The sequence below is a fragment of the Nonomuraea cypriaca genome (genome assembly GCF_015645445.1).
Lineage (GTDB): Bacteria > Actinomycetota > Actinomycetes > Streptosporangiales > Streptosporangiaceae > Nonomuraea > Nonomuraea cypriaca.
The window spans coordinates 1-9,787 of sequence record NZ_JADOGI010000322.1 but is presented as its reverse complement, the minus strand read 5'-3'; the positions used below and the strand labels follow the sequence as shown (position 1 = coordinate 9,787).

Genomic DNA, 9,787 nt, shown 5'->3' with positions numbered 1-9,787 from the left:
GGGCTGGTGATGGGCGTGCCGGTGCCGGTGTGCGCGAGGCGGCGGAGCGCGTCCAGGAGGCCGAGGGTCTGCGCGGCGGCGTCGAGGCGGGGCAGGCCGGCGAGGAGGGCGTGGACCTCGGGCGGGGCCGGAGTGAAGCGCAGGCCGCGGGCGGAGCGGGAGAGCAGGGCGGCGATCGTACGGAACTGGGGGAGGGCGAAGAAGTCCGCGCCGAGGAAGTCGTGGCGAAACTGCACCACCGCCGCCTCGGCCATCCCGTCGTACGGCTGCGAGGTGAACGTGTGCGGCAGGTCCGGGCCGAGGAGGACCAGGTCGCCGGGGCGGTAGTGCTCGACGGTGGTACCCACGTAGCGGGTTCCGGTGCCCTCGGTGATGAGCGTGAGCTCGTACTCGCGGTGGTAGTGCCAGGCGAAGTCGTACGCCTCCTGGCGGCGGATGAAGCTGCTGAGCGTGGTGCCGTCGGGGATCCCTGGCTGCTCGTAACGCGGCTTCACGGCCCGCATCCTAGCCTGAGCCCGGCCGTAGGCAGAGTGTCAATTGAGTACCAGAAGTGGGCAACGATGGCGTGGCCAACGACCGGACCCTGCCGGGAACATGAAACACATGACCGCAACGACCATCCAGGCAGCGGGGTCCGAGCTCGACGTCCCGTACGAGGGCCTGCGCGAGACCGCGACCGCCGACTTCGCCCGCGACGGATTCATCCACCTGTCCGGCGTGCTCTCCCCGGAGACGATCGCCGCGTACGAGCCGACGATCACCTCCGAGGTCATCCGGCTCAACACCCAGCACCTGCCGCTCGCGGAGCGCGACACCTACGGCAAGGCGTTCTTGCAGGTGACGAACCTGTGGCAGCACAACGACAAGGTACGCGAGCTGGTCTTCTCCAGCCGCCTCGCCGGCATCGCCGCGAAGCTCCTCGGCGTGCACGCGGTCCGCCTCTACCACGACCAGGCCCTCTACAAGGAGCCCAGCGGCGGCATCACCCCCTGGCACGCCGACCAGTACTACTGGCCGCTGTCCTCCGACCGCTGCCTGACGATCTGGCTGCCGCTGCAGGAGACCCCGCTGGAGATGGGCCCACTGGCCTTCGCCCGCGGCAGCCACAACTTCTCCTACGGCCGCGACCTGCCGATCTCCGACGATTCGGAGGCGAAGCTGAAGCAGGTGGTGGCCGACCAGCGCTTCGAGGACGTCGTGGATCCATTCGCCCTCGGCGACGCCAGCTTCCACCGCGGCTGGACCTTCCACCACGCCGGGCCGAACCGCGGCACGGTGCCGCGCCGCGTCATAACGGTGATCTACATGGACGCCGACATCCGGGTGGCGGAGCCGACCAACGACAACCAGGCCGCCGACCGCGACTGGATGCCCGGCACGGAGATCGGCCAGGTCCCGGACACGCCGGTGAACCCGGTCCTGTACGGCGGCCGCGCGGCCTGACGGCCCCGGCACGAGGCGCCCGGTCCGGTGAGTGACGGACCGGGCGCCTTCGCCTGCGCGGCGGTCGTGCTGCGGTTCGAGGACTGGTCGGCGACCTGGAGCGGGCCAGGGGGCAGGCAGCCGGCGGCACGGCACCTGCCCCCGCACGGTTACGGGGTGACGCGCACGGTCAGCCCGGCGGGCGCTTGGACGTCCGCCGTACCGTCTGCCGCGACAGTGATCTCCAGCGGCCCCCCGGCGATTTCGAGCCCTGAGGCGCGCAGCGGCCGCAGATCCGCCGACACCTGGGAGGCCACCGTCAGCGTGCCGTTCGGGACGTCGGCGCTCAAGCCAAGCAGGGACTGCAGCACCAGCACCGAGGACGTGGCGGCCCATGCCTGCGGGCGGCAGGCCGCCGGATACGGGACCGGGCGGCGGCCCGCGTCCGTGCCATAGCCGCCGAAGAGCTCCGGCAGCCGGGCGTCGAAGGCGCCCGCGGCGCGGATCAGCCCCGCGGCCAGCGACGTCGCGGCCTCGGAGAAGCCGGCCCTGGTCAGCCCGAACACGGCGATCGCGGTGTCGTGCGGCCAGACGGAACCGATGTGGTAGCCGAGCGGGTTGAAGCCGCCGGAGTCGCTGCTCAGCGTGCGCAGGCCGAAGCCGGAGTCCAGGTCGGGCCCGGCGAGGCGCTTGGCGAGCAGGGCGCTCTCCTCGTAGTCGAGCAGGCCGGTGCCGAGCAGGTGGCCGAAGCCGGAGGTGACCGCGTCCGCGGGGCGCTTGTCGCGGTCCAGGGCGACGGCCGGGTACGGGCCGCGGTCGTCCTCGACCCAGAAGGCCGTGTGGAAGCGGGACTTCAGCCGTGCGGCCCACTCCTCCCAGCGGTCCGCGCCCGGCCGATCGAAGGCGCGCAGCAGGGCGGCGCCGCTGTGGGCGGCCTCGTAGGCGTACGCCTGCACTTCGCACAGCGCGATCGGCGGCTCGGCGAGGCGGCCGTCGCGGAAGCGGATGGAGTCGCCGGAGTCCTTCCAGCCCTGGTTGGCCAGGCCGCGGCCGCTTTCGTCGATGTACTCCAGGAAGCCGTCGCCGTCGGCGTCGCCGTGGTCGCTCATCCAGGCGAGCGCGGACTCGGCGTGCGGAAGCAGCGCCTCGACCTCGGCCGGGTCCAGGCCCCAGCGCCAGGCGTCGTGGAGCAGGGTGATCCACAGGGGGGTGGCGTCGACCGTTCCGTAGTAGACCGGCGGGAGGGCCGGGGAGTGCCCGGGCAGGCGTAGCCCGGCGCGGCGCACCTCGTGCAGGATCTTGCCCGGCTGCTCCTGGGTGCGTACGTCTGTCTTCTTGCCCTGGCGGCGGGCGAGGACGCGCAGGGTGCTCGCCGCCAGGTCCGTGCCCAGCGGCAGCAGCATCCGCGCGGCCCAGAGCGAGTCGCGGCCGAAGAGGGTGGCGAACCACGGTGCGCCGGCGGCGAGGAAGACGTCCTCGCGCTGGTCGGGGTCGGCGAGCAGGAGGCGCCGTAGGTCGGCGTGAGACTGGTGCAGCCAGTCGTCGAAGCGGCGGTCAGCGCTCCGCAGTCGCGGGGTGCGCCACGGGGTGCCCTCGGTGGCCGGGGCGGGGAACGGCTCGCCCTCGGCGTCCTCGGCCGTGCACACCAGCTCGGCCTTCCAGTCCTCGCCGGGGGCCAGCGCGATGTCGTAATGAAGCCGTCCCTGCCGGGCGCCGGCCTCGATGCCGGTCGGCGCGGGGCTGCTCGCAAGCCGTACGGTCACCGCGTCGCCGGCCCACACCAGCGCGGAGCCGGTCACCTCCACCTCGGCCGCGACAGAAGCCACCGGGACGCCGGACTTGACCTGCTCCATCGTCGCCAGGTCGGTGCCGGCGGCCACGGAGAGCCGGATCAGCGCCGGTACCCGGCCGGAGTTGAGCACCCGCAGCGACTCCGTCAGCCGCCCGGGCGCGGTGGTGCGCCGCCGCTCCAGCACCACCGCGGGGTCGGCCGTCGTCTCAGCCACGCCGCGCAGCACTGTACGGAACAGGGCCCGGTCCGCGCCCTCCAGGCCGCCGGCGACCGGGGCGGAGAGCACCCGGTCGGCGGAGATCTCCAGGCGGGCGAGAGCCCGGCGTTCACCGTGGTAGAAGCCGTCCGCGCCGTGGCTCAGCTGCCCGTCGGGGCGGGAGGCGGTGAAGCTCGGCGCGTGCATTGTGATGCAGCTGTCGTGCAGGAAGGGCTGCAGCCCTGCCTCGGCGCCCGGCTCCTGGCCGGTTTCCTCCGGGGTCTTGACATCCATGTTGTGCAGGGACCAATCTCTGAGTCATTAGAGCGTTTCAAGGACTGTATGGGCAGTTCAAGGCGGGTCACAATCCCTTGGATCGCTAAAACTCACTGATTTTCGACCGAGAGATGCTCAGGAGGCGCTGCGATGGCGCAGGTACCGGGTCAGCGTGCCGTGGCGGCCGGAAATGTGACGCTTGCCATGGTCGCCCGCCGCGCCGGGGTCTCTCCGCAGACGGTCTCCAATGCCATCAACTCCCCCGACCTGCTGCGCCCGGACACGCTGGCACGGGTGAAGCAGGCGATCGACGTGCTCGGCTACCGTCCGCACCGCGCCGCCCAGACGCTGCGCACTCGCTCCAGCAAGCTCATCGGCTACGGCATCCCGCCGGTCCCGCCGGGCACCACGACCCCGGTCATGGACCGTTTCCTGCACGCCCTTTCGCAGACCGCGGACGCATCCGGCCACCGCATCCTGCTCTTCGCCGCCCCCAGTGGCCCGAAGCTGCTGGAGTCCTACCAGGAGCTGCTGGACACCTACAGCGTCGACGGCTTCGTGCTCAGCGGCACCGCCCTGGGCGACCCGCGGCAGGCCTGGCTCGCCCAGCACGATGTCCCATTCGTGGCCTTCGGCCGAATCTGGTCCGGCCGCCAGGTTGGGGACTGGGTGGACGTGGACGGCGCCGCCGGCACCGACGCCGCGGTGGAGCACCTCGCCGGCCAGGGCCACCGGAAGATCGCCTTCCTGGGCTGGCCGCGTGGCTCCGGCGTCGGCGACGACCGCGCCGCCGGCTGGAAGCGGGCCCTGCAGCGCCACGGCCTGCCGGTGCGCGGCCGCCGCGCCGAGAGCATCGACGACATCGAGCAGGCGCGCGCCGCCGCCGGTCCGCTGCTCGACGCGGGCGCGACCGCCGTGGTCACCGCGAGCGACACCCTGGCCGTCGGCTGCTATCGGGCGCTCGCCGACCGCGGGCTGTCCCCGGGCGCGGACGTCGCCGTCATCGGCTTCGACGACACCCCCGCCGCCGCCCTGCTCACCCCGTCGCTGACCAGCGTGGCCCAGCCGCTCGACGCCGCCGGGCGTGAATGCGTACGGCTGCTGCTCGCCCGGCTCCGCGAGCCCGACCGGGAGCCGGAGCGTCCGCTGCTCACCCCCCAACTCGTCGTCCGGACCTCCACGTCCGGGCGCGACACCGCAACCGACGCCCCAACCGACGCCGCACCCGACACTGCCCCCACTCCCTGGATCCCCTGAGCCACACCATGGAGACCCCATGAAGAAGCGCACCTCCACAGCCGCCCTCGCCGGCTGCGTCAGCCTCCTCGCCGTCACCGGCTGCTCCTCCGGCTTCGGCGGCGGCGACACCGCCCAGGAGGACGGCGGCAAGCAGAACCTGACCGTCCTCATCGCCTCCTCCGGCACGGCGGAGACCCAGGCCGTGGAGAAGGCCACCGCCGGGTACGAGAAGAAGTCGGGGAACGAGGTCACGGTCCAGACCGCCAAGGACATGAACCAGCAGCTCGGGCAGGCATTCGCCGGCGGCAGTCCGCCCGACGTCTTCTACGTCAACTCCGACCAGTTCGCCAACTACGCCTCCGGCGGCTCGCTCTACCCGTACGGCGACGAGATCGAGAACGTGGAGGACTTCCCCGAGACGCTGCGCCGGTCCTTCACGTACGACGGCAAGCTCACCTGCGTGCCCAAGGACGCCGCGGCGCTCGCCCTCGCGATCAACACGAAGCTCTGGCAGGACGCCGGGCTCACCGAGAAGGACTACCCCAAGAGCTGGGACGAGCTGGAGAGCGTGGCGAAGAAGCTCACCAAGGGCACGGTGACCGGCCTCGTGACCAGCGAGGAGTACCAGCGTCTCGGCGCCTTCATGAAGGAGGCCGGCGGCTGGATCACCAACGCGGACCAGACGAAGATGACCGCCGACTCGCAGCAGAACACCGAGGCCCTCGCCTTCGTCAAGAAGGGGCTTCAGAACGGCTGGTGGAAGTGGGCCAAGGACGTCGACTCGCTCAACGCCGGGGAGGCCTTCGGCCAGGGCAAGGCCGCCATGACCATCGAGGGCAGCTGGCTGGCCGGGCAGCTCCAGCACGACTTCCCCACTACCGACTACAAGGTCGTGGGCATGCCCGAGGGCCCTGCGGGCAAGGGCAACCTCGCCTTCACCACCTGCTGGGGCGTCGCGCAGAAGTCCACGCACCGGGCCGCGGCCGTGGATCTCGTCCAGCACCTGGCGGCGACGGAGCAGCAGGCCGCCATGGGGGAGGGCTTCGGCGCGATCCCGGCCAGGGAGTCGGCGGCCGACGAGTACTTCGGCAAGCACCCCGACCGCGAGCCCTGGACCCCGATCGGCGAGGGCATCCAGGGGCCGGTGACCATCAAGGGCATGGACAAGGTGCTCAGCCAGTTCAACAGCGACCTGCTGTCGCTGAAGACCGCTGACCCGAAGAAGATCCTCTCGGACCTGCAGCGCAATGGTGAGCCGGTGATCCAAGAGAGCACCGAGTGAGCCGCAGGACCGGCGTCCGGGGCCGCGAAGGGGTCTGGGGCTGGCTGTTCGTCAGCCCCATGGTCCTCGTTCTCGGACTGTTCCTGGCGCTGCCGATCTTCATGGCGCTGTGGGTGTCGCTGCTGGACTGGAACGGCCAGTCCAACCCGTTCACCGGCGGCGAGGCGGAGTTCGTCGGCCTGGACAACTACCGGGACCTGCTCACCCAGGACGGCTTGGACCGCACCCTGTTCGCGACCTCGATGCGGAACAACGCCTTCTACGTCCTGCTCACCGTGCCGCTGGCCACAGCGGCGGGACTCGGCCTAGCGATGATCGTGAACCAGCGGCTGCTGAAGGCCCGCGGCGCGCTGCGCACCGGCTTCTACTTCCCGTCCGTCACGTCGTCGATCGCCGTCTCCACGGTCTTTCTCTTCCTCTTCCAGGGCAGCGGGGCGATCAACAGCCTGCTGTCCTGGGTCGGCGTCAAGGGCCCGAACTGGCTGAACGACCCCCGGGGCGTGGTGTGGGCGGTGCTCGGCGGGCTCGGCCTGGTCGACCCCGACCACCCGAGCGCCTTCCTGGCCGCCCACGACTTTCTCGGGCTGCCGTTCAGCGAGTGGCTCGCAGGCCCGTCGGTGGCGCTGCTCACGATGATCTTCATGGCCACGTGGACCACTTCCGGGACATTCATGCTGATCTTCCTGGCGGCACTGCAGAACATCCCGCGCGAGCTGGAGGAGGCCGCGGCCCTCGACGGCGTCAACCGGCGGCAGTTGCTGCGACACGTCACGCTGCCGGCCATCCGGCCGGTGCTGTTCCTGGTCCTCACCCTGGCCCTGATCGGCAGCTGGCAGGTCTTCGACATGGTGTACGTGATGGGGCAGGGCTCCCCCGCCAACACCACGCTCACCCCGGCCTACCTGTCGTACAAGTCCGCCTTCGACAACGCCGAATTCGGGCAGGGCGCGGCCATCGCCTTCATCCTCTTCGCGCTGATCCTGGTCTTCGTGGGGCTGCAACGGTGGCTGCTGCGCGAACGCACGCCGAAGGAGGCGAAGCACGCATGACAACCACCGAAGCCATTCCCCCGCCCCCGGGGCCCGCCGCCGACGGCGGGCGGCGGCCGGTGCCGCGCCGCCGGTCGCGGCCGGGACCGGCCGAACAACCGGTGCTGAAGCGCTTCCCGCGCCCGGCTCGCATCGCGGGCTACGCGCTGGTCATCGGCCTGGCGCTGCTCTACCTGCTGCCGTTCGTCCTGCAGGTGGCCAACAGCTTCAAGACCGAACCGGACGCCTCCGCCAACCCGCTCGCGCTGTGGCCGGCGACTCCGACGACCGCCGCGTACGAACGGCTCTTCGGGCTGAGCGAGTCAGCGGAAAGCGTGCCGTTCCTGCGCTGGCTGTCGAACTCCTTCTTCGTCACGGTCCTCGTCACGGCCGGCCGGGTGCTCTTCGACTCGATGGCCGGCTATGCACTGGCCCGGCTGCGCTTCCGCGGCCGCGCGCTGCTGACCGCCTGCGTGATCGGCGTGATGGCGGTGCCCGGCATCGTGCTGCTGATCCCGAAGTTCCTGGTGCTCAACACCTTCGGCATGTTCGACACGTACTCCGGCATGGTCCTGCCGCTGATGGTGGACGCCGCCGGGATCTTCATCATGAAGCAGTTCTTCGAGACGCTCCCGCGCGAGGTAGAGGAGGCGGCGCAGATCGACGGCGCCGGGGTGCTGCGGATCTTCTGGTCGGTGGTGCTGCCCATGGCCAGGCCCGCGCTGATCACGCTGACGATCCTGTCCTTCCAGGGCTCGTGGAACGAGTTCACGCACTTCCTGGTCTCCACCCAGTCCGAGCAGTACGAGACCCTCACCACCGGGCTTGCCCGGTTCGTCTCGGGTGGGCTGGGCGGCGGCAACCAGTTCCCGCTGAAGCTGGCGGCGGCCGCGCTGTCGACGATCCCGGTCGCGGTGCTCTTCTTCTGCTTCCAGCGCTACTTCATCCGCGGCGCGAACGCGGGCTCCGTCAAGGACTGACCCTCCGCAGCGAAACCGGCCGGGGCCCGACCGGCGTGACACGGGCGAGCCCCCGCCTCTGTACGCCGCCTCAGGTTCCTGCCAGTGAGAAGGAATACACCGTGAAACTCCGCACCACCGCGCCCCGGCTCGCAGCCGCGCCGCTGCTCGCCCTCGGCCTGGCCGCCTTCCCCGCGGACCGTAACGCTCCAGAATGGCTGCATAGCTCCTGACCTGGAACGACGCTCCCCCGCACCAATACGACACCATCGGTCCTTGTGCTCGTACGACTGCTCTACCTGATCGCCACGCGGATCTTCGCGTGGCTCGTCCTGCTGTATCGTTCCTCCGCGGCCAAAAACGCAGAAATATTGATCTTGCGGCACGAGGTAGCGGTGCTGCGCGTAGCGGTGCTGCGCCGCCAAGACACCGCGCCAAAGCCCACCTGGCCGGACCGCGCCCTACTCGCCGCCCTCGCCCGACTACTCCCCCGTGTACTGCACAACCACCGGATCGTCTCCCCACGCACCCTCCTTGTCTGGCACCGGCAGCTCATCAAGAAAAAGTGGACACAGCCGCCCTCCGCAGGACGCCCTCCAGTTCCAGAGGAACTGCGCGCTGGCCTTCCCCCCATAGCGTGGAGACCGAACCGGAAGAGGTTTGGTCGTGGCAGGCATCCAAAGACGTCGCTTTGATCCCGAGTTCCGGGCGGGAGCGGTGCGTATCGTCAAGGAGACCGGCAAGCCCATCGCGCGGGATCTTGGTATCAACGCATACACGCTGCACAACTGGGTGCAGATGGACCGGCACACCGAAGAACAGAACGGCAGCAGCGGCAACGGAGGCGGGAAGCTGAAGGAGTCCGAGCAGGAGGAGCTGACCCGGCTGCGGCGTGAGAAGGCCGAGCTGAGCAGGCGGCACGCCGAGGAGAAGGCGGCCTGGACGAAGGACCGCGCCGAGTTGGAGGACGAGCGTGATGTCCTCAAGCGATCGGTGGTCTTGTGGGTTCGAGAGGCGATGGGCCGATGAGCGTGGCGGCCTTCATCAGCTCCCAGAAGACCGAGCACGGCATCAGCCACACCATCACCTGCCGGGCGTTGGGGGTGTCGCAGTCATGGTTTTACAAATGGAAGGATCGCGCGCCGACGGCCCGGCAGCGGCGACGCGTCGACCTGGAGGAGACGATCGGCAGGCGCTTCGCCGCCTCTGGCGGCACCTATGGCAGCCCGAGGATCACCCAGGACCTACGGGAAGAGGGGTGGAGGGTGTCGGAGAACACGGTGGCCAAACGCATGGCCGAGCTCGGCCTGGCCGGCCGCAAGCCCAAGAAGCCGCGCTCGCTGACCCGCCAGGGCAAGCGGCCCGTCGCTCCGGACCTGGTCGGGCGTAAGTTCACCGCGGTCGCTCCGGACGTGCTGTGGGTGGGCGACGGCACGATGATCGCCACTGATGAGGGGCCGCTCTACCTATCAGTTACGTGGAATCAACTCCCCGTGCGTGTCCCTTCCAATGAGCTGATCTTGATTCGGTAGCCTCGCTGTCAGTCGAGGGGCGGGGGTCCTGGACGTGGCGGTGGTGCTGGAGGACAAGTGG

The 9,787-nt window shown here is 70.3% G+C and carries 9 protein-coding genes; 7 read left to right on the top strand and 2 right to left on the bottom strand.

Going from position 1 to position 9,787, the window contains the following annotated elements; genetic code table 11:
• On the bottom strand, window positions 1-494 hold a 494-nt coding region (locus ITP53_RS50780; protein ID WP_195902679.1), incomplete at its 3' end, for an AraC family ligand binding domain-containing protein.
• 109 nt (window positions 495-603) lie between these two features.
• Between ITP53_RS50780 and ITP53_RS50775 the strand changes: the two genes are divergently transcribed.
• Entirely contained in the window at window positions 604-1,443 is an 840-nt protein-coding gene (locus tag ITP53_RS50775) for a phytanoyl-CoA dioxygenase family protein (RefSeq protein WP_195902678.1), read from the top strand.
• A 149-nt stretch (window positions 1,444-1,592) separates the two neighbouring features.
• On the opposite strand, the gene ITP53_RS50770 is transcribed toward ITP53_RS50775, so the two are convergent.
• Window positions 1,593-3,704, bottom strand: a complete 2,112-nt coding sequence (locus ITP53_RS50770) for a glycogen debranching N-terminal domain-containing protein (protein WP_195902677.1) — start codon at window positions 3,702-3,704, stop codon at window positions 1,593-1,595.
• Between the two features lie 132 nt (window positions 3,705-3,836).
• Between ITP53_RS50770 and ITP53_RS50765 the strand changes: the two genes are divergently transcribed.
• The 6 genes from ITP53_RS50765 to ITP53_RS50740 all read left to right on the top strand — a co-directional run bounded on the left by ITP53_RS50765 (window position 3,837) and on the right by ITP53_RS50740 (window position 9,726).
• Window positions 3,837-4,943, top strand: a complete 1,107-nt coding sequence (locus ITP53_RS50765) for a LacI family DNA-binding transcriptional regulator (RefSeq protein WP_195902676.1) — start codon at window positions 3,837-3,839, stop codon at window positions 4,941-4,943.
• Window positions 4,944-4,962: 19 nt separating this feature from the next.
• Window positions 4,963-6,207 (top strand): sugar ABC transporter substrate-binding protein, encoded by a 1,245-nt coding sequence (locus ITP53_RS50760; RefSeq protein ID WP_195902675.1) that lies wholly within the window; start codon window positions 4,963-4,965, stop codon window positions 6,205-6,207.
• Complete coding sequence (locus ITP53_RS50755) at window positions 6,204-7,256, top strand: carbohydrate ABC transporter permease (RefSeq protein WP_328818476.1); 1,053 nt, start codon at window positions 6,204-6,206, stop codon at window positions 7,254-7,256. Before ITP53_RS50760 ends, ITP53_RS50755 begins: the two co-directional genes overlap by 4 nt.
• Window positions 7,253-8,215 carry a carbohydrate ABC transporter permease gene (locus tag ITP53_RS50750; protein WP_195902674.1) on the top strand — a complete coding sequence of 321 codons (963 nt, stop codon included), beginning with the start codon at window positions 7,253-7,255 and terminating at the stop codon, window positions 8,213-8,215. Before ITP53_RS50755 ends, ITP53_RS50750 begins: the two co-directional genes overlap by 4 nt.
• Before the next feature lie 645 nt (window positions 8,216-8,860).
• Window positions 8,861-9,223 (top strand): transposase, encoded by a 363-nt coding sequence (locus tag ITP53_RS50745; RefSeq protein ID WP_328818473.1) that lies wholly within the window; start codon window positions 8,861-8,863, stop codon window positions 9,221-9,223.
• Window positions 9,220-9,726 carry an IS3 family transposase gene (locus ITP53_RS50740; protein ID WP_195902673.1) on the top strand — a complete coding sequence of 169 codons (507 nt, stop codon included), beginning with the start codon at window positions 9,220-9,222 and terminating at the stop codon, window positions 9,724-9,726. The genes ITP53_RS50745 and ITP53_RS50740 overlap by 4 nt, the downstream gene beginning before the upstream one ends.
• The last annotated feature ends 61 nt before the right edge of the window (window positions 9,727-9,787 follow it).